Here is an 18,816-nt window from a genome sequence, read left to right as displayed (position 1 = left end):
CTGTAATCTACTATTTATGCAAGTCCTAAAACCCCAGATGTACAACCCAGAAATCGCCCAATGGAAATCGTTTTTGAAGGCAATAGGCCGTTATGAATTTCCTATAGACGAGTGCTATGATCCAACGTTAGAAGTCGCAGTTAAAGCCTATCAAAGGCAGAAAAACACAGTAGATGACGGCTATATAGGCAATGCGACATGGTTTGCTGCTTATAGGGATGGCATGCCTTTTTCTGAGCCTCAACGCAGTGCATTTCCACTAAAACCTGCCTTTGCTCCACTAAAGTCACAGCAAGAGCGATTTGCAACGTTTGGCCTTATTGAATTTAAGGCAACGCCCCTTGCTGGCAATCCTGAAAATATAACAATGGTCAACGACTTTGAAGCGCGTAATATAGTAACAGTACAAGTGCCTCAACTTCAAGCGCTTTTTCCCCATCTACAGCACATTCGCTTTCACCGTAAAGGGGTTTCTCAATTGCTTGATTTTTTTCAAGCGATTGAACGCCAAGGCTTATTAACTAAAATAATGAGTTTTGGAGGGAGTTATGTACCTCGATTAGTTAGAGGATCAACGACAGTTTTGTCGAACCACGCTTTTGGTACCGCCTTTGATCTCAATGTCGCATGGAATCCTTGGCAGGAGCAACCTGCTCTTTTAGGTGCTCTGGGATCTGTGCGCGAAATTGTTCCTCTAGCCCACGCTCATGGTTTCTATTGGGGAGGTCACTTTACAAAACCTGATGGGATGCACTTTGAACTGGTCAGACTACTCGAATAAAAAAGGAGCATTACATAAAAAAACAACCCCACAAAATACAGGTGGGGTTGTTTCCTACTATATAAAAAAAATAAAGAAATTAATTGCCTTTTTTCAACACAGACAACGCTAATTGTAACTCTGCATCTTCTCCCTTTTGTAAGCCTTCCTGAAAGGCTTCAGCTGTGATTGTATAATCAGGTATAACCCCTCTACAACTGTTTTCTTTATTCGCCAAAACATTGAAGAAGATCTCACTTCTCGGTATGGTTACTAGAAAACCTGAATGAGGTAATTTGTAGTTGAGAAACCAAGCTGCCGTGGTGAAATTTCCACAACTTCTCGTTTCTTGTCCTACTTTAAGACCGCGTTGATTTAGCTCAAACACATAGGCAAAGTAGGCAGCCGCAGAAACTGTATTGTTGTTTTGTAGTAAGACTACTGTACCCGTAAAAGCGTTTTTATCTTGTGGATAATTTTCAATATAATACTCTTCTAAACGGTTGTTTCCATAATAAAAACCATCTTCTGCTAGGTCGAAACGCTGCTTCATAAAGTTGTTTAAAGCCGCAATCTCACTACCCGTAGCTAGCTTATCATTTTCGTCCACTAAATTGTCCTTTACGCGTATTTCTGGAACTTTTGTAGCGTACTTATAACTGTTTTTAAACGTCTTACTTTTGCTAATAAAGGAGTAAAACAGCGGAATATTAGACAGAGAACCTCCTGCATTATCGCGTATATCTATAATCAAGTGCTGTATGTTTTTTTCCTTTATTTCAGCAAAAACAGCATTCAATATCGTATACGCATATTCTTCAGATGGATTAAACGATTTAATATAGAGGATATACGTACTGTCGTCAATTGCCATTCCGTAAATACCTGTCTTATAAGCCATAAGTGCTAAAGGTAGAATGGACTTATTGTTATTGTAGTCATAGGTCATATAGTTGACCGAGTTGATTTGTATCGTTTTTACATCCTCTTTTGGATTAGCGCGATATTCAACTGTATATACAGTTGCCTTTGGAAAAAACAAGGAAATATATAGGCTAAAATCTTTCTGTGTACTCGCTTGTACATGACCATCAACTTTGTCTGGCATTTGACGTAGTAAATCCCCCACATCTTGCCCATTGACACGGAGTAGCTCAGCCCCACTAGGAATGGCAAAAGAATACTGATTCACCCATACTCTATTGTCATAAACCAATGTCGACAATGGAAAGAAATTTGCCTGCTTGGAATACTTTTCAAACAGCAAAGGATCAGAAATTAATTCCAAATGAGCATCTCGAATTAAATAGAGCGGATTGTCTAAGATAAAACGCTCTAAAGTAGGTTCTTTCTCCAGCCTTTTTCTCCTTTTACTAACTTCTTTGTCAAAGTCTTTTTCGGTTATAAAACGAAAGGGATTCGGGTGTTGATGCTTGACAAGATCAACCATAAAGTCAAAATCTTCTATATATTCTTTAGCTGTATAGTAGTTTCCTTTTACTTGGGAAAAAACACTAAAATTACAAAATAAGCTAAAAAAAATAGCCCATACAACATTTCTCATATCATTATAAAGATTTACTTGTTAAAACGCCAAAAATAACAATTTTATTATTCTAGCAACATAAATAGTGTAAAAATAATGGTCAAGGCAAATTTCCCCTACTATTTTTCATTTGCGTCTCTTTTTAAAATAACGTTAGCTACAAAGTGACACATTATCCCAATTAATCGGAATAAAATGCGATATAATATTAAAATAACTGTTAATATAATTGGATATCATCTATTAAAACACAAAAATACTATCTTAGCATCTTTAAAATGAAAATGATGAGAAATTTTAGCCTGGCCTTTCTTGTTCTTGTACTAGGATTAACTTCAAGTTGTTCAAAAGATCAACACTATTTAGGTGATAAGAGTACGAGTATTCACTATATAGGCCCTCAAATTAGCGAACAAGCAACGAATGAATCTACTCAATTTATGTTTGTCGTACAATCCAAGGTCAATTACAATATCAGTGTATTTGTTCAAGCAGAAACGCGTGAAAACACAACCTTAACCTCAGATAAATGGTTAATTCTACCAGGGGAATCCAAGGAAATTCCCATCACTACTCCAGGGATAATCTACGATAAAGATTATATCAAAAGTTACCGTGCAAAGGCTGTTTTTAGTGATTTTTCAAACTATCCCATACAGGTATCTCCTGATCCTACCCCAAAGCATATACGTCAGTAAGGCAAGGCTATAAAATGAAGCTAAGCGTTGTTCACACAAGACAACACAAGTCTACATCACCTATGCCTTCCGTGCTCAAGCGAATAAATCACATCACAGTAGCCCTGAGTCTCTAAACTTTTGAGTATTTTTGGACTTTCTCAAACAAAAGAGCAGTAGTGCTTAAAAATATATCGTATGACACACACAACATCCCCTATTCGCATAGGAATTGTAGGTTATGGAAATTTAGGAAAAGGCGTAGCATATGCCATTCAACAAAATGCTGATTTAGAGCTAGTAGCCATTTTTACTAGACGTGCACCAGAAACACTTGCGACTACTTCTGCGGTAATTGCCCTTGATCGCATACTGGAGTACAAAGGTAAGATTGATGTTATGTTGCTATGTGGCGGATCTTCAACAGATTTACCAGAACAAGTAACACAAATTGCTGCACACTTTCACACCGTAGACAGTTTTGATAACCACGGAGAAATTCCTGCTTATTTTGCAAAAGTAGACCAATGTGCAAAGGCCAGTCACACCCTAAGTTTAATTTCAACGGGATGGGATCCAGGACTTTTTTCGATGTTGCGTTTATTAGGCGAAAGCATTTTGCCTAAAGGAGAAACCTATACGTTTTGGGGGAAAGGTTTGAGTCAAGGACACTCAGACGCTATTCGTCGACTTGCAGGCGTTAAACATGGCGTGCAGTATACCTTGCCTATTGAAACGGCATTAGCCAAGGTACGCGCTGGAGAAAACCCTAGTTTTACTGCGGCAGAAAAACACCAAAGAGTGTGTTATGTCGTAGCTGAAGAAGGAGCTGATCAAAATGAAATTGCACGCGCTATTAAAACCATGCCGAATTATTTTGAACCATACCACACCACCGTTCACTTCATTACAGAAGAAGAACTAAAACGCGACCACAATGCGATGCCTCATGGAGGTTTTGTCTTGCGTTCCGGTGAGACAGGACAAGGACATCAACAACACCTCGAATTTGGGTTAAAGCTAGAAAGCAATCCTGAGTTTACAGCTGCTGTACTCGTGGCTTTTTCACGTGCAATCGCCAAAATGGCGAAAGAAGGACATACTGGTGCCAAAACAGTTTTTGATATTCCGTTGGGGTATCTATCGCCAAAATCAGCAGAAGAATTGAGGGCTTCTCTTTTATAATAAGCAACCTATCCTATAAAAATAGGGCGTACTACCAGTGGTAGTACGCCCTTATTTATTTGTGCTTAAAGCGATTATTTTCCTTTGAAATCAGGCTTTCTCTTTTCGATAAAAGCTCCTATTCCTTCTTTTTGATCCGCTGTGTTAAACAAAGTACCAAAAAGAGCACCTTCTTGTTTAAGTCCATCAGCTAAAGTCAAATCATAACCCGTATGCATAGATTCTTTGGCTTTTGCCACTGCAATAGGTCCTCTAGAAGCAATTGTCTGAGCCATTTCTTTCGCTTGATGTAACAAATCTTCTGCCGCTACAACGCGATTGACAAATCCCATGGCTTCGCAAGCAGCTGCGGAGTAGAAATCTCCAGTGAATACCATTTCCTTTGCCTTGTATAGTCCAATGGCTCTTGGTAAACGCTGTGTTCCACCAAAGCATGGAAGTAAGCCCAGTGTAGATTCTGGTAGACCAAACTTAGCTTTTTCACTGGCCAAAATAATATCACAAGACAATGCTAGTTCACATCCACCACCTAAAGCAAATCCGTTTACTGCTGCTATTACAGCAAAAGGCAAAGCTTCAATAGCGTTAAATGCCGCTTGTGCTACATAGGAAAATTCAGTTGCCTCTTGGGGAGTCATGCTTTGCATGGCTTTAATATCTGCGCCAGCAACAAATGCTTTTTCACCAGAACCCGTTAGAATCAAAACGCGAAGATCGCCTTTGTCTTTCACTTGTTCTGCAAATGATTTCAATTCCGCCAATACCGTTTTATTCAACGCATTTAGCGCATCAGGACGATTAATCGTCAAGGTGCCTACATACCCTTCTTGTTGGTAAATTAAAGTTTCAAAATTCATAACTATTGCTGGTTTAAAAATTTGATTATACTCGAAAAGTCAAACTTTCCATTTCCTGCCTCACTCCACATGCGGTATAAATTCAGTGCAGCATGACCTAGTGGAGTCGAACTCTTTGTATCTATACTTGCTTCAGCAGCAAGTCCTAGATCTTTTGCCATTAAATCAACGGCAAAACCACCTGCATATCCCTTAGATGCTGGTGTGGTTTCCGATACACCAGGATAAGGATTATACACCTCTAAAGACCAGTTTCTACCTGAACTTTTCTGCATGATTTCACTTAGCACTTTAGGATCTAAGCCATGGCGAACACCCAAGTTAATTGCTTCTGACGTACCAATCATATGAATCGCTAGTAACATATTGTTACAGATCTTAGCCACTTGACCAGCACCAGATTCTCCTGCGTAAAATATATTTTGTCCCATCGCTTCTAAAATAGGTTTGGCACGTTCAAAATCAGCTGCTGCACCCCCCACGATAAACGTCAACGTTCCCGCTTGAGCTCCTGCCGTTCCTCCGGAAACTGGAGCATCAATCATTGCATGTCCTAAAGCTACTGCTTTAGCTGAAACGCTACGAGCTGTTACAGCATCAATGGTACTGCTATCGATTAAAACAGCATTCGGTTCTAATTGCGCCATAAACGCTTCCGTATACAAATCGGCCACGTGTTTTCCAGAAGGTAGCATTGAAACTACTACTTCAGCGCCACTAGCCACTTCAAGTGCCGTTGCCGCCACTTGTCCTCCATGGGCAACCAATTGATTTAAAGCAGCTTCACTAACGTCAAAGCCGGTTACTTGGTGTCCATTCTTAATTAGGTTGGCAGCCATTGGACCACCCATATTTCCTAAGCCTATAAAAGCTATTTTTGCCATACACTATTCGGTTTTACCTAAATTCTTTAATACGTGATTCTCTTTCGTCCAAAGCGGGGTAAAATAGCTGTCTACCCAACCGTCCGTAACATCTTCTAAAGTAGCAGGTTGCCATTTAGGAGATTGGTCTTTATCTACTAATAAGGCACGTACACCCTCAGCAAAATCAGGGTGGATACAACATTGACAAGCCAAGTTCAACTCCGTTTGGAATACTTGCGCTAAGGTGTAGTCTTTTCCTTCTTTCAACTGCCTAAAAATGATATGTGCCGAACTAGGAGACCCTTTTTCAAAACTTTGTAGGCCCGCTTCAATCCAACTATCCTTTGGCGTGTAGTTGTTCAATACCGTGCGGAACTCCCCTAAAGTAGTAACTCCTTCAAACTGTGAAATAAAGGCCTGATGTTCTGCCGCTTGTGATGCCGCAACAACATATTTTTTCGCTATAGTTGCCAATAATTCATCTACTTGTTTTTCAATGGCATCACTCCACTTTATCCCAACTAAAGCATCTATAACACTTTGTTTTTCAGTAGATTCCATATAGTAATCCGCAAGTCCTAAGAAACGACAATCCGCAGCATCTAAGCGAGCACCAGTTAATCCTAAATACACGCCATAAGCGGATGGCATGCGGTTTAAGAACCAAGTCGCTCCTACATCGGGAAATAGTCCAATTGTAATTTCAGGCATAGCTAGTTTACTACGCTCTGTAACAATGCGATGAGAAGCTCCAACCATCACGCCAATTCCGCCCCCCATAACAATTCCATGTCCCCATACAATAATGGGTTTTGGATAGGTATGTATGGCGTAATTTAAAGCATATTCTTTTGCAAAAAAATCAAAACACCCCGCTGGTACTTGTGTGGGATCTATCGCACGTTGAGCAATTATATTGTCGTATAATTGTCGAACATCTCCCCCTGCACATAGCGCTTTTTCACCTGCTCCTTGTATGAAGATACACGCTACTTCCTCTGATGTTTTCCAGGTTTCAATCACCGTTGTTAACGCTTCAATCATCGATAAATTCAGGGAATTTAGCGTTGCTTCTGAATTTAAGGTGATAAAACCTACCTTATTTTTTATTTCTGTTAGAATTAAACTCATATTAACGTATTTCGGCTGTTGCACCTTCTTCTAATATTCTTCTTGAGATGACCAATTTCATTATTTCATTGGTTCCTTCTACGATTTGATGAACGCGGGCGTCGCGCATCAAACGTTCCACTGGAAAGTCTTGGGTACACCCATAGCCTCCTAATAATTGTAAGGCTTCGTTGCACACAGTAAAGCTATTATCTGTTGCAAAACGCTTCGCCATGGCACAATACGTCGTTGCGTTTGTGTCTTGGGTATCGAGTTTAAACGCAGCCAAGTACACCATCTGACGAGCAGCTACTAATTCAGTCACCATATCGGCAATTTTAAATTGCAAGGCTTGAAATTGAGCGAGTGATTTGCCAAACTGCATGCGTTCGTGCATATAGCGCTGTGCTAAATTTAAGGCTCCTTGAGCAGCTCCAACAGAACAAATACCCACATTGATACGTCCCCCGTCAAGCCCTTTCAAAGCAATCTTAAATCCATCCCCTTCTTTACCCAATAAGTATTCAGCAGGTATTTCAACCTGATCAAAGAACACAAATCGCGTGGGTTGTGTATTCCAACCTAGTTTTTTTTCTTTCTCTCCAAAGCTAATACCTGCCGCATCAGCAGGTACTACAAAAGCACTGATTCCCTTTGGACCTGCTTCTCCAGTACGAGCCATCACCACAAGGTAGTCACTCTCTCCAGCTCCAGAAATAAACGCTTTGGTACCATTGAGTACATAGCTATCTCCCTTTTTTACGGCTGTTGTTTTTAAACTTGCTGCATCAGAACCCGAATCAGGTTCTGTTAAGCAGTAAGATCCAAACTTCACTCCAGCAGCTAATGGTGGACAAATCGTTTGGCGAACGCTTTCGCTTCCAAAGGCATCGATCATCCAGGTCACCATATTGTGAATCGTTATATAAGCAGTTGTAGATGGGCAAGCTGCAGCTAATTCTTCAAATATAATCGCAGCGTCTAATCTTGAGAATCCCAATCCCCCTACTTCTTCACGCGTGTAAACCCCACAAAAACCTTGTTCTCCAGCTTTTTGGATCGCCTCACGCGGAAATATTTTATTCGCATCCCAATCTGAAGCATAAGGCGCTAGTTCTTTTTCTGCAAAACTCCTTGCTGCATCTTGAAATGCTAATTGATTTTCATCTAAATTAAATTGCATAATACCTACTTCCCCTATTTAAGATTAATCGTCATATTTACATTTCCTCCAGGTACATCTTCCTCAAACCAACGCGCTGTAATCGTTTTGGTTTCCGTATAGAAGCGCACCCCTTGTTTTCCGTAAGAGTGTAAATCCCCGAAAAATGACTTACGCCATCCTGTAAAAGAGAAAAATGGCAATGGCACTGGAATAGGTAAGTTAACGCCAATTTGTCCAACTTGAATTTCGTGTTGGAATTTACGCGCTGCTGCTCCTGAATTAGTAAAAATGGACGTTCCATTTCCATAAGGGTTGTCGTTGATGATTTGAATTGCTTCATCTAACGTATCTGCTGTTATAAGTAGCAATGCAGGTCCAAAGATTTCTTCTTTGTAGATATCCATGTCTGTTGTTACTTTATTAAACAACGTAGGTCCAACAAAATATCCTTTTTCATAACCTGGTACAACACAATCGCTTCCATCAAGTAATACTTCAGCTCCTTGGTCGTAACCACTTTTAATTAAGCGCAATACCTTTTCTTTTGCTTGCTTGTTGATTAGCGGTCCATAAGCGGCAGCATCATCAGACCAAACCCCTGGTTTGATTGTGCTTAACGCTTCTTTAATATCATTCACCCAGTTTTGTGCTTCTCCAACTAATACTGCTACACTAATAGCCATACAACGCTGACCAGCCGCTCCACAAGAAGCTCCTACTAAGTTGTTGATTACTTGTTGTTTATTTGCATCCGGCATAACAACCATGTGGTTTTTTGCTCCACCAAATGCTTGAACGCGTTTTAAGTTGTGTGTTCCTGTACGGTATACGTGCTCCGCTACTGGAACAGACCCTACAAAGGAGATTGCACGAATATCCTCGTGATTTAAGATGTGATTTACCTGATCTTTTGATCCGTGAACGATATTTAAAACACCTTTAGGGAATCCTGCTTGTTGGAATAATTCAGCCAATTTCATTGCTGTCATTGGCGCTTGCTCTGATGGTTTTAGGATAAAGGTATTTCCACAAGCAATAGCCATTGGGAACATCCACAACGGAATCATTGCTGGAAAGTTAAATGGCGTGATTCCCGCGCATACACCCAACGGTTGAATGTAGCTATATGTATCTACTGCACGTGCTACGTTCTCCACTGTTTCTCCCATCATAAGGGTAGGGATAGAACAAGCGTGCTCTACTACTTCAATTCCTCTCCATACATCACCCATAGCATCTGCAAAGGTTTTTCCATTTTCCGTCGCTAAGATCTCTGCAATTTCTTTTTGATGTTCTTTTAGCAAGTGCTGGTATTTTAAGAATAAGCGCGCACGTTCTGGTGTAGCTACTTCTTTCCACGTTTTAAACGCTTCTCCAGCTAAGGCAATTGCCTCGTCTATTTCTTCTATTTTCGTAAGTGGTACTTCTGCTATAATATCTTGATTTGCAGGATTTTCTACAGGTAGGTATGCAGTGGTTTTACTTTCTGTAAATGCTCCATTTACAAATAGTTTTATTTTTTGTGTCATAATTGTCATAATTTATGGGTTGGTGGTTGCTTTTAAGGAACAAGAGTTGATTTTCCAATCAACTCTTGTCTATCATATAAGCTTAGATAACTAGTAGGTCAACAAACTCATTTACATTTAGATTAACTAAAGTATCGTAATCTAAAGAGTTCTCCATTACTACACGTTGTTGTTTTTCTGGGTACACACGTGCTAAGTTAATTTTGTATTTCTTGATTAATTCAGGAATACCTTCTTCTCTTCTGCGTTTGTGTCCGATTGGATATTCTACTTCTACTTCGTCAATTGAAGTTCCGTCGTTAAACGTAATTGTCAATGCGTTAGCAATAGAACGTTTTTCTGGATCGTGGTAGTCTTTTGTAAATTGAACATCTTCTACACACTCCATTTTATCGCGTAATACGTCGATTCTAGGGTCAGAAGCGATGTTGTCTTCATAGTCAGCAGCAGTTAATCTTCCGTAGATTAATGGAACAGCAATCATGTATTGAATACAGTGGTCGCGATCTGCTGGGTTATCTAATGGACCTTTTTTATCGATGATGCGAATTGCTGCTTCGTGCGTGCGAATTGTAATCTTCTTAATATCGTCAGTAGATTTTCCTAATTCTTTTAATTTAGCGTGTAAAGTCATCGCTGCTTCAACAGCTGTTTGTGAGTGGAACTCCGCTGGGAATGAAATCTTGAACAATACGTTCTCCATTACGTAAGAACCGTAATCTCTTTGGAATTTGAATGCATTTCCTTTGAAAGATACATCATAGAATCCCCAAGTCTTAGCTGTTAATACAGAAGGGTATCCCATTTCACCTGTTTTAGCCATTAAAGCTAAGCGCACCGCACGTGAAGTTGCATCTCCTGCAGCCCATGATTTACGGCTTCCTGTATTTGGTGCGTGACGGTAAGTTCTCAACGCTTGTCCATCAACAAATGCCAATGAAATTGCATTAATTAACTCATCGCGTGTTAGTCCAATTAACTTACCAACAACAGCTGTAGAAGCTAATTTCACTAATAATACGTGGTCTAATCCAACGCGGTTAAACGAGTTTTCTAAAGCCATTACTCCTTGCACTTCGTGTGCCATGATCATAGCTTCTAACACTTGTTTCATTTTTAAAGGTGCTTTTCCTTCTGCGATATTTGTTCTCGACAACCAATCTGCAGTAGCTAAAATACCTCCTAAGTTATCTGAAGGGTGTCCCCACTCTGCTGCTAACCAGGTATCGTTAAAGTCTAACCAACGCACAATTGTTCCAATGTTGAAAGCCGCTTGAATCGGATCCAATTGGAATTGTGTTCCTGGAACTTTGGCACCATTGGGAACAATAGTTCCTTTTACTACAGGTCCTAATAATTTAGTACATGCAGGGTATGTTAAAGCTTCTAATCCACATCCTATGGTGTCTAATAGACAGTAATGGGCTGTTTTCCAAGCTAAATCGTTCTTAATTTCATAGTTTAATACGTAATCAGCAATGTCCACTAATACTTGATCTGGTTGTGGTCGTTCGTTTGAAATGTGTAATGACATTTGTACTTTTTATTTTTTTAGTTATTAAATTATTTTCTGTTTTTCATGGAAACAAATTCTTTGTTCTCTGGCCCTACATAGTTTGCACTAGGACGGATGATTTTCCCATCCTGACGCTGCTCCATAATGTGAGCACTCCATCCTGTAATACGAGAAATAACGAAAAGGGGAGTAAACATTAAGGTTGGTACGCCCATTTGGTGGTAAGATACAGCCGAGAACCAATCTAAGTTCGGGAACATTTTCTTCTCTTCCCACATTACGCTTTCTAAGCGCTCCGCAATATCGTATAACAGCATATCACCTGCTTCTTTTGACAGGGATTCTGCTACTTTTTTAATAACGATATTTCTCGGGTCTGAAATGGTGTATACTGGATGACCGAAACCGATGATCACCTCTTTATTTGCCACGCGGCTTCTGATGTCTTCTTCGGCTTGAGCTACATCGTTATAACGGCTTTGAATTTCAAAAGCTACTTCGTTTGCACCACCGTGTTTTGGCCCGCGTAACGCGCCAATTGCACCTGTAACACAAGAGTAAAAATCAGAATTTGTACCAGCAATAACGCGACTCGTGAACGTTGAAGCATTAAACTCGTGCTCTGCATATAGAATTAGTGATACTTGCATCGCCTTTACCCATGATTCCGACGGCTTTTCTCCGTGTAACAAGTGTAAGAAATGCCCTCCAATCGTATCGTCATCTGTTTCTACATCGATTTCTTTTCCGTTATGTGTATAGTGATACCAATACAACAACCCAGAACCAAAAGACGCCAATAATTTATCAGCAATATCTCTTGCTCCAGCCATATTGTGGTCATCTTTTTCTGGTTGAATCGTTCCGATGGCAGACACCATAGAACGCATTACGTCCATCGGGTGAGCCGCTGCAGGGATATTTTTTAGTATACTGCGCACTGATTTAGGTAACCCGCGCAGTGATTTTAATTTTGCTTTGTAGTTTCTCAGCTGAGCCTCATTGGGTAGATGCCCGTAAATCAATAGGTAGGCTACTTCTTCAAATGTTGCATTTTCAGCTAAATCTAATATGTTATATCCTCTATAGTATAAATCATTACCGCTTTTCCCTACGCTACACAAGGCTGTATTACCAGCTGCAACGCCAGAAAGTGCAACACTTTTCTTTGGTTTGAAGCTTGTTTCGTTGTTTGACATGCTTATTGTTTTTTAAATAGGTTGTTTAATTTTTGTTCGTAATCGTGGTAGTTGATACTGCTGTATAACTCCTCACGCGTTTGCATTGTATCTAAAACATTAGCTTGTGTACCTTCTTGACGAATGTGATTATAGACGTTTAGTGCGGCTTTGTTTGCCGCGCGGAAAGCAGAAAGTGGATAAAGCACTAAACCAACGCCAGCCGCTTTTAATTCCTCCACAGTATACATCTTGATCATACCGAATTCCGTTATATTCGCTAGTACTGGAATACCTGTAGCATCGACAAATTTTTGGTAGAAACTCAAATCAGGCACTGCTTCAGCAAAAATGAAATCTGCCCCTGCTTCTTTATACGCAATAGCGCGTTCTAAAGTGCGCTCTAAACCTTCATTGGCGAAAGCATCTGTACGAGCTCCAATCACGAAATGCTCATCTGTACGAGCATCAACAGCCGATTTAATGCGGTCTACCATCTCTTGCATGCTTACCACCTCTTTCCCTGGGCGGTGTCCACAGCGCTTTGCACCTACTTGATCTTCTATATGTAAGGCAGCTGCCCCAGCTTTAACTAAGGATTTTACCGTTCTAGCTACGTTAAATGCCGATGGACCAAATCCCGTGTCAACATCTACCATTAGCGGTAAATCACATATGTTGGTAATGCGTTGTACATCAATTAAAACGTCTTCTAACGTGGTAATACCCAAATCTGGTACACCTAATGATCCCGCTGCAACACCTCCTCCTGATAAATAAATAGCATTAAATCCTGCTTGTTGTGCTAATAACGCATGATTGGCATTGATAGCTCCAACAATTTGTAGGGGACTTTCCTTCTGCATCGCCTCCCTAAATCGTAATCCGGGAGAATTGAAATTGTTTGTTTTGTTCATTCTTATGGTTGTTAATAATCTAAATCTTTTTATCTTCTCTCAATCAAAACGCCTAAAGTGTCGCTGTAGTCAGCTCCCCTTCTTTTATACCTCCATCCCAGTCATAATGGGACTTTAATCTGCTTTGATTTTATAAATATAAAACTATTTATATCTGATAAATATATGAATATTTTTATTGAAATCATTTTTATATCCAAATTTATATAGGATATAGTCAGCTAACGAAAAGTTAAATCCTATTAATTAGACAAAATAGGGTAGAAATTAAACCTTTATTAACAAGAAATGATATTTTATAGGACTTAAAAATGCAGAATTCTAATAAAAAAAAATTAGTAAATACCGACGACCTATGGGAATGGAGCGAATATTATTGACGACAAAGCAAAAGGGCAAACCACGTGCATCCTTACATTCGGCCGTATTGCGATCTTGTATATCGCATTCTTACGTTTTAATCCGAATTCAATATACTGATATTAATGCGTTTATCTCAATAAAAAAGTTTATTTAACTGTTAAATAAATCGCCAGGTGGAAATTGTACGTGCATAGTGAGTCAATTTTCCAGCATACCCTCGGGATAGGCATGAGCTCCGTTGGGATTTTGAGAAGAAAAGGTGGAAACATACAGCCGAATTCCACTGCTTTAGCTGTGTAAAGCACACCTAAACAATCGGTTTAGTCCAAAAGCAAAAAGCACCTGACAATCAGGTGCTTTTGCTTTTATTAGTAGATACGAATCTTTATTTTACTAAGTAAATACCATTTTCTTTGATCTCTATTTTCTTTTCCTTATAGAGTCCGCCAATGGCCTTTTTAAACATCTTCTTGCTCATGTTGAGCACTGTTTTAATGTCTTCTGGGTGACTGTTGTCCGATAGCCCTAAAAAGCCATTATTCTCTTCTAAAGCCACTAAAATCTGTGCTGCTCCATCGCTGATTGCTTCTACACCTACGCGTGTACGAGAAACGTCAATTTTACCATCAGGTCGAATCATTTTGATATACCCCAAAATACGGTCACCCGTTCTCAAGTCTTCAAAAACTTCATTTTTATACATCAACCCTTTGTGTTTTTCATTAATGATGACATTAATTCCCAAATCCGTGATATGTGAAACGACTAATTCGACTTCCTCTCCTACTTGAACCGTAATTTCATCATTGCTCAAGAACTGATTTAGACGACTAGACCCCACTAAACGATTCGACTTTTCGTCCAACATCATATAAACCAGGTAATAATTGCCTTCTTTCATCGGGCGGGCTTGCTCCGCAAAGGGAACAAAGAGATCTTTTTCTAATCCCATATCCAAAAAGGCACCAAATTGATTGATGAAACTCACTTTCAACAACGCAAATTCATTGCAGTAAATAAGAGGTTCTAAAGTTGTAGCAACAGGTCGTTCTTCCTGATCTAAGTAAACAAAAACTACAAGCTCATCCTCTACTTCTATATTTTTAGGTACGTATTTGTTTGGCAATAGAATATCGGTTTCTCCATCAGTTAAATACAAACCAATGCTCGTTTTTCTTGCCACTTTTAACGTATTATCATGTCCAATTTTAATCATACTGATTAGATTTTTTACTAATATTTGAATTCTAGATCAAAGAGTTCTTTCATGTATTGCATGGCAGGATTTAGTTCGATGAACCGAACTAACTTATCTTCTTTATCTAGTATTTTCTTTTGAATTTTTACTTCTTCGTTGACGATAATTTCAATTTCCAACTCGTAATTACTCAACTTTTTGCGCAAATAGTTAACGAGGTCGAATTTATTCTCATCGAAGCTCAATTTAGATCCTTCATTCGGCATTTCTAATGAAACCGATGTTCCCTTCAGAACTGGAGGTACCATCCCCATTAAGGACGACATTAGCATAAAGCCCGATCGAGCTAATTTTTCTGCGTATTTGTTCCACTCCTCCATCAGCTGTTCATAGGTAAAAGGCTCTTTAGGTAAGTCATCTGGATTGACCACTTTTTTCTCTAAAGACATTTCCATTTCCTTACGCGCGCGAATACTCGACAACGAAAGGGCGGATACTTTTTTCTCAGCTAGTGGAGTTGGTTGTCCGAAATCCAAATCAGCTAAAGGCAATGGCTCGGCGCTTGTTTCCACAGGTGCGGCTACTTCTGCTACAGGAAGAGGCTCTGATTCACTTGGCATAGCCACAGCTGGCGCTACAGGTAGTGGCTGAGATGCTGCTTGTGTCAATTGTCCTTCCTTCTCTTGTGGTGAAAATTCAAGAACAGGCTCTACTTGCCTTGTCTCTTGAACCGAAACCAGTTGTTCAACTTCTGGGGCAACTTCGACCTGAGTTTGCTGAGAGTTAACCGTAGAATTTTGAGGCAACTGCGGAAGAGCTGAAGCCGTTAAATCAATGGTTTCGAGTACAGTAGGGGGAATTATGAAAGATTTATCTTTTTTTTTTCGCCTTCATAAGATAAAGACGCTAATTTCATTAAACACAATTCAACCAATAATCGCTGATTCTGACTGGCTTTATATTTCAAATCTGCTTCATTTGCCAAGTCAATCGCTTCGAGTAGTAAACCAACACTTGCTTTTTTAGCCTGTTCGTCAAACAATTGACGCCCGTGCTCCCCTACTTCCAACAAGGAAGCGGTTTCTGGAGTTTTACACACCATTAAGTTTCTGAAGTGTGAGGCTAATCCAGCAATAAAGTGCTGTGCATCAAACCCTTTAGCTAAGATAGCGTCAAAAGACGTCAGCAAAGCCGGAATATTATTGGCTAAGATCAAATCCGTTACGCGAATATAGTACTCAAAATCAAGCACATTGAGGTTTTCTGCAACCGCTTGTCGCGTAAGATTTTTTCCACAATACGATACTACACGGTCAAAAATAGACAAAGCATCACGCATGGCACCATCTGCTTTTTGTGCAATGATACGCAAGGCATCGCTTTCATAAGTAATTCCTTGGCTATTAGCTACTAAAGCGAGGTGATCGGCTGCATCAGCTATGGTAATGCGCTTGAAATCAAATATCTGACAACGCGACAATATCGTTGGAATGATCTTGTGTTTTTCTGTTGTTGCTAAAATAAAAATAGCGTGACGAGGCGGTTCTTCCAATGTCTTCAAAAACGCATTAAAAGCAGCCGTTGACAACATGTGAACCTCGTCTATAATATAGACTTTGTACTTTCCCGTTTGGGGCGGGATACGCACTTGATCGATTAAGTTTCTGATGTCATCGACAGAGTTATTCGACGCCGCATCCAACTCAAAAACATTAAAGGTAAAGTCTTCGGTTGGATCGTCATAACCGACCTGATTTATTTTACGAGCCAAAATACGCGCACAAGTAGTCTTCCCTACTCCTCTCGGCCCTGTAAACAACAACGCCTGTGCCAAGTGATTGCTCTCTATAGCATTTACTAAGGTATTGGTAATGGCTTGTTGTCCTACAACTTCTTGAAAAGTTTGCGGTCTATATTTTCTTGCTGATACGATAAATTGTTCCATAAAATCACTATTACTGCAAAGGTAGCTTAATTTTTATAAAGCCAAAATTATTCCCTTAATTCAATTGGAAAAAACTCTTGTTCTGAAACCTTGAGCTTCCACATTTTTCTCAAAGCATTGAAGTCAATCTTCTCTTTTCCTGCACTGTATTCCAATTGATAGTTGAAGAACAAGTATTGCAATTGTGTTTCGAGATAAAAATCCTGTAAATCACTATCGGGATGAAATTCTGATTTTAAATCTAAATTGAAGGTTTTAGCCGTTGTATTGGACCAAAAAGCAGTCCATCCACTTCTAAATTCTTTGATTAACGCAAAGGTAGTTTCTCCAGTTTCCCGATGAATGAGTTTTAATAACACCTGACCATCTTTACGAGATAATTTCTTTAATCGCTCTTTAAATTGGCCTTCTAAATATTTTTGTGAACGCTTGATATATTGTCTTCGTTGCCTATTGTTTTCTAATTTCTCTAGATTTTCATTCAATATCATCAGATTTTCCGCCGTGGCACGTGCATAGGGATATACCCTGCGAATGCGATTGCGCAGAATATTCATATCCTGACGATAGCGTTCTTCTTTTTCATTTGTTCCTATGTATATTTCTGGAATACTGTACTTTAAAGTGTCAGCATCTTCTTCAATACTCGGTATAAGTGCGGGCACTGCCTTTAAAGGCTCTTCCTGACCATACACAACAGGCACAACAAAGAGTAGTAGAAAATAGAAATAAAGCTTTTTCATGTGTTAAAAATATAACCAAATGTAAAGAATTTGATTGAGTATTCACTAGCGAATCAGTACATTCGTATAAAAATTAATGATGGATAAAAATACAATATTAAATCGGGAATCGCTTGCTTTTTTAGAATCGTATTTGAACAATGCTTCTCCGACAGGACATGAGTATGAAGGTCAGAAACTATGGATAGATTATTTGCGTCCCTATGTAGATACTTTTATCACGGACACCTATGGCAATGCAGTGGGCGTCATTAATCCAGATGCACCTTATAAAGTGGTAATTGAAGGTCATGCGGATGAGATCTCTTGGTATGTCAAATACATTACGGATACTGGTTTTATTCACGTGGTTCGCAATGGAGGCAGCGATCACATGATTGCCCCATCAAAACGCGTTCACATCCACACAGCTAATGGAATTGTGGAGGGTGTATTCGGCTGGCCAGCCATTCACATCCGCAATAGAGCGGGAAAAGAGGAATCACCAAAAATCGAAACAAACTTTATCGATGTGGGCTGTGACACTAAACAAGAGGTATTAGACCTAGGTATTCACATTGGTTGTGTGATAACATATCCCGATACTTTTACAGTACTAAACAACAAACGCTGGGTTTGCAGGGCGTTAGACAACCGCATTGGCGGATTTATGATCGCTGAAGTAGCGCGTTTGCTAAAAGAAAATAAAAAAGAATTGCCTTTTGGACTGTATATCGTCAATGCGGTACAAGAAGAAGTGGGCTTGCGCGGGGCAGAAATGATTACGCAAACACTAAAGCCCAATGTAGCAATCGTAACCGATGTATGCCATGATTCGAATACACCCATGGTGGACAAGAATATCGAAGGAGATAACACCATCGGACAAGGACCGGTTATTGCTTATGCGCCTGCGGTACAAAATAAATTGCGCGAGTTAATTGAACAAACGGCATCAACCAACCACATCCCTTTTCAACGCAATGCCTTATCCCGTGTAACTGGAACGGATACAGATGCTTTTGCCTACAGCAATGGCGGAGTAGCTTCGGCTTTGATTTCGTTGCCATTGCGCTATATGCACACCACAGTAGAAATGATTCACAGACAGGATGTGGAACACACCATTCAATTGATTTATCATACCTTACTACAAATCGAAAACGGAGAGACTTTTTCGTATTTTAACTAGTGAGTGGTGAGTGGTGAGTGGTGAGTGGTGAGTGGTGAGTGGTGAGTGGTGAGTGGTGAGTGGTGAGTGGTGAGTGGTGAGTGGTGAGTG

17 protein-coding genes are annotated in these 18,816 nt (G+C 39.7%); 4 read left to right on the top strand and 13 right to left on the bottom strand.

Annotation, left to right across the window (positions count from 1 at the left end; all coding sequences use genetic code 11):
* The first annotated feature begins 16 nt into the window (after nt 1–16).
* Nucleotides 17–781, top strand: coding sequence for a M15 family metallopeptidase (locus tag HX062_RS07035; protein ID WP_286466912.1), 765 nt, complete (start codon nt 17–19; stop codon nt 779–781).
* A 79-nt stretch (nt 782–860) separates the two neighbouring features.
* On the opposite strand, the gene HX062_RS07030 is transcribed toward HX062_RS07035, so the two are convergent.
* Complete coding sequence (locus HX062_RS07030; RefSeq protein WP_182627545.1) at nt 861–2,324, bottom strand: S41 family peptidase; 1,464 nt, start codon at nt 2,322–2,324, stop codon at nt 861–863.
* A gap of 266 nt (nt 2,325–2,590) precedes the next feature.
* Here HX062_RS07030 and HX062_RS07025 point away from each other — a divergent pair, with 266 nt between their 5' ends.
* Together HX062_RS07025 and HX062_RS07020 are read left to right on the top strand one after the other, a co-directional pair.
* Nucleotides 2,591–3,004 carry a hypothetical protein gene (locus HX062_RS07025; protein WP_286466909.1) on the top strand — a complete coding sequence of 138 codons (414 nt, stop codon included), beginning with the start codon at nt 2,591–2,593 and terminating at the stop codon, nt 3,002–3,004.
* Between the two features lie 177 nt (nt 3,005–3,181).
* The gene (locus HX062_RS07020) at nt 3,182–4,168 is read left to right on the top strand and encodes a diaminopimelate dehydrogenase (RefSeq protein WP_286466908.1); all 987 of its coding nucleotides are present in this window, start codon (nt 3,182–3,184) and stop codon (nt 4,166–4,168) included.
* Nucleotides 4,169–4,242: 74 nt separating this feature from the next.
* Here HX062_RS07020 and HX062_RS07015 read toward each other — a convergent pair whose 3' ends face one another.
* From HX062_RS07015 to HX062_RS06960, 12 genes are all read right to left on the bottom strand, one after another.
* Entirely contained in the window at nt 4,243–5,025 is a 783-nt protein-coding gene (locus tag HX062_RS07015; protein WP_286466907.1) for an enoyl-CoA hydratase/isomerase family protein, read from the bottom strand.
* A gap of 2 nt (nt 5,026–5,027) precedes the next feature.
* Nucleotides 5,028–5,909 (bottom strand): 3-hydroxyisobutyrate dehydrogenase, encoded by an 882-nt coding sequence (mmsB, locus tag HX062_RS07010; RefSeq protein WP_286466906.1) that lies wholly within the window; start codon nt 5,907–5,909, stop codon nt 5,028–5,030.
* A 3-nt stretch (nt 5,910–5,912) separates the two neighbouring features.
* A complete protein-coding gene (locus HX062_RS07005; protein ID WP_286466905.1) occupies nt 5,913–7,022 on the bottom strand; it encodes an enoyl-CoA hydratase/isomerase family protein in 1,110 nt (369 codons plus the stop codon).
* 1 nt (nt 7,023) lies between these two features.
* Nucleotides 7,024–8,184 carry an acyl-CoA dehydrogenase family protein gene (locus HX062_RS07000; protein ID WP_286466904.1) on the bottom strand — a complete coding sequence of 387 codons (1,161 nt, stop codon included), beginning with the start codon at nt 8,182–8,184 and terminating at the stop codon, nt 7,024–7,026.
* Between the two features lie 14 nt (nt 8,185–8,198).
* Nucleotides 8,199–9,695, bottom strand: coding sequence for a CoA-acylating methylmalonate-semialdehyde dehydrogenase (locus HX062_RS06995; RefSeq protein ID WP_286466901.1), 1,497 nt, complete (start codon nt 9,693–9,695; stop codon nt 8,199–8,201).
* Nucleotides 9,696–9,777: 82 nt separating this feature from the next.
* Entirely contained in the window at nt 9,778–11,229 is a 1,452-nt protein-coding gene (locus tag HX062_RS06990) for a bifunctional 2-methylcitrate dehydratase/aconitate hydratase (protein WP_182627534.1), read from the bottom strand.
* A gap of 29 nt (nt 11,230–11,258) precedes the next feature.
* Nucleotides 11,259–12,410 carry a bifunctional 2-methylcitrate synthase/citrate synthase gene (prpC, locus tag HX062_RS06985; RefSeq protein WP_182627532.1) on the bottom strand — a complete coding sequence of 384 codons (1,152 nt, stop codon included), beginning with the start codon at nt 12,408–12,410 and terminating at the stop codon, nt 11,259–11,261.
* A 2-nt stretch (nt 12,411–12,412) separates the two neighbouring features.
* A complete protein-coding gene (gene prpB, locus HX062_RS06980; RefSeq protein ID WP_182627530.1) occupies nt 12,413–13,306 on the bottom strand; it encodes a methylisocitrate lyase in 894 nt (297 codons plus the stop codon).
* Between the two features lie 748 nt (nt 13,307–14,054).
* Nucleotides 14,055–14,885, bottom strand: a complete 831-nt coding sequence (locus tag HX062_RS06975; RefSeq protein WP_182627528.1) for a CvfB family protein — start codon at nt 14,883–14,885, stop codon at nt 14,055–14,057.
* 17 nt (nt 14,886–14,902) lie between these two features.
* Nucleotides 14,903–15,673: a DUF8439 domain-containing protein gene (locus tag HX062_RS06970; RefSeq protein WP_286466900.1), complete on the bottom strand. Its 771-nt coding sequence runs from the start codon at nt 15,671–15,673 to the stop codon at nt 14,903–14,905.
* A gap of 53 nt (nt 15,674–15,726) precedes the next feature.
* Nucleotides 15,727–16,812, bottom strand: a complete 1,086-nt coding sequence (dnaX, locus tag HX062_RS06965) for a DNA polymerase III subunit gamma/tau (RefSeq protein ID WP_182627525.1) — start codon at nt 16,810–16,812, stop codon at nt 15,727–15,729.
* 47 nt (nt 16,813–16,859) lie between these two features.
* Nucleotides 16,860–17,555 carry a DUF4294 domain-containing protein gene (locus tag HX062_RS06960; protein ID WP_286466899.1) on the bottom strand — a complete coding sequence of 232 codons (696 nt, stop codon included), beginning with the start codon at nt 17,553–17,555 and terminating at the stop codon, nt 16,860–16,862.
* A 79-nt stretch (nt 17,556–17,634) separates the two neighbouring features.
* Between HX062_RS06960 and HX062_RS06955 the strand changes: the two genes are divergently transcribed.
* Complete coding sequence (locus HX062_RS06955) at nt 17,635–18,726, top strand: M42 family metallopeptidase (RefSeq protein ID WP_286466995.1); 1,092 nt, start codon at nt 17,635–17,637, stop codon at nt 18,724–18,726.
* The last annotated feature ends 90 nt before the right edge of the window (nt 18,727–18,816 follow it).

The organism is Myroides sp. DF42-4-2 (assembly GCF_030326445.1).
Taxonomy (GTDB): Bacteria; Bacteroidota; Bacteroidia; order Flavobacteriales; family Flavobacteriaceae; genus Flavobacterium.
Note: the sequence above shows the minus strand (reverse complement) of the source record. Positions and strands in the feature narration are given on the sequence as shown.

Bases quoted from the DNA above. Each gene is read 5' to 3' on its own strand.
- prpB (WP_182627530.1), bottom strand. From the start codon at position 13,306: ATGAACAAAACAAACAATTTCAATTCTCCCGGATTACGATTTAGGGAG.
- HX062_RS06955 (WP_286466995.1), top strand. From the start codon at position 17,635: ATGGATAAAAATACAATATTAAATCGGGAATCGCTTGCTTTTTTAGAA.
- HX062_RS07005 (WP_286466905.1), bottom strand. From the start codon at position 7,022: ATGAGTTTAATTCTAACAGAAATAAAAAATAAGGTAGGTTTTATCACC.
- HX062_RS07015 (WP_286466907.1), bottom strand. From the start codon at position 5,025: ATGAATTTTGAAACTTTAATTTACCAACAAGAAGGGTATGTAGGCACC.
- HX062_RS06990 (WP_182627534.1), bottom strand. From the start codon at position 11,229: ATGTCATTACACATTTCAAACGAACGACCACAACCAGATCAAGTATTA.
- dnaX (WP_182627525.1), bottom strand. From the start codon at position 16,812: ATGGAACAATTTATCGTATCAGCAAGAAAATATAGACCGCAAACTTTT.
- HX062_RS07020 (WP_286466908.1), top strand. From the start codon at position 3,182: ATGACACACACAACATCCCCTATTCGCATAGGAATTGTAGGTTATGGA.
- prpC (WP_182627532.1), bottom strand. From the start codon at position 12,410: ATGTCAAACAACGAAACAAGCTTCAAACCAAAGAAAAGTGTTGCACTT.
- HX062_RS07025 (WP_286466909.1), top strand. From the start codon at position 2,591: ATGATGAGAAATTTTAGCCTGGCCTTTCTTGTTCTTGTACTAGGATTA.
- HX062_RS06975 (WP_182627528.1), bottom strand. From the start codon at position 14,885: ATGATTAAAATTGGACATGATAATACGTTAAAAGTGGCAAGAAAAACG.
- HX062_RS07000 (WP_286466904.1), bottom strand. From the start codon at position 8,184: ATGCAATTTAATTTAGATGAAAATCAATTAGCATTTCAAGATGCAGCA.
- HX062_RS06995 (WP_286466901.1), bottom strand. From the start codon at position 9,695: ATGACACAAAAAATAAAACTATTTGTAAATGGAGCATTTACAGAAAGT.
- mmsB (WP_286466906.1), bottom strand. From the start codon at position 5,909: ATGGCAAAAATAGCTTTTATAGGCTTAGGAAATATGGGTGGTCCAATG.
- HX062_RS07035 (WP_286466912.1), top strand. From the start codon at position 17: ATGCAAGTCCTAAAACCCCAGATGTACAACCCAGAAATCGCCCAATGG.
- HX062_RS06960 (WP_286466899.1), bottom strand. From the start codon at position 17,555: ATGAAAAAGCTTTATTTCTATTTTCTACTACTCTTTGTTGTGCCTGTT.
- HX062_RS07030 (WP_182627545.1), bottom strand. From the start codon at position 2,324: ATGAGAAATGTTGTATGGGCTATTTTTTTTAGCTTATTTTGTAATTTT.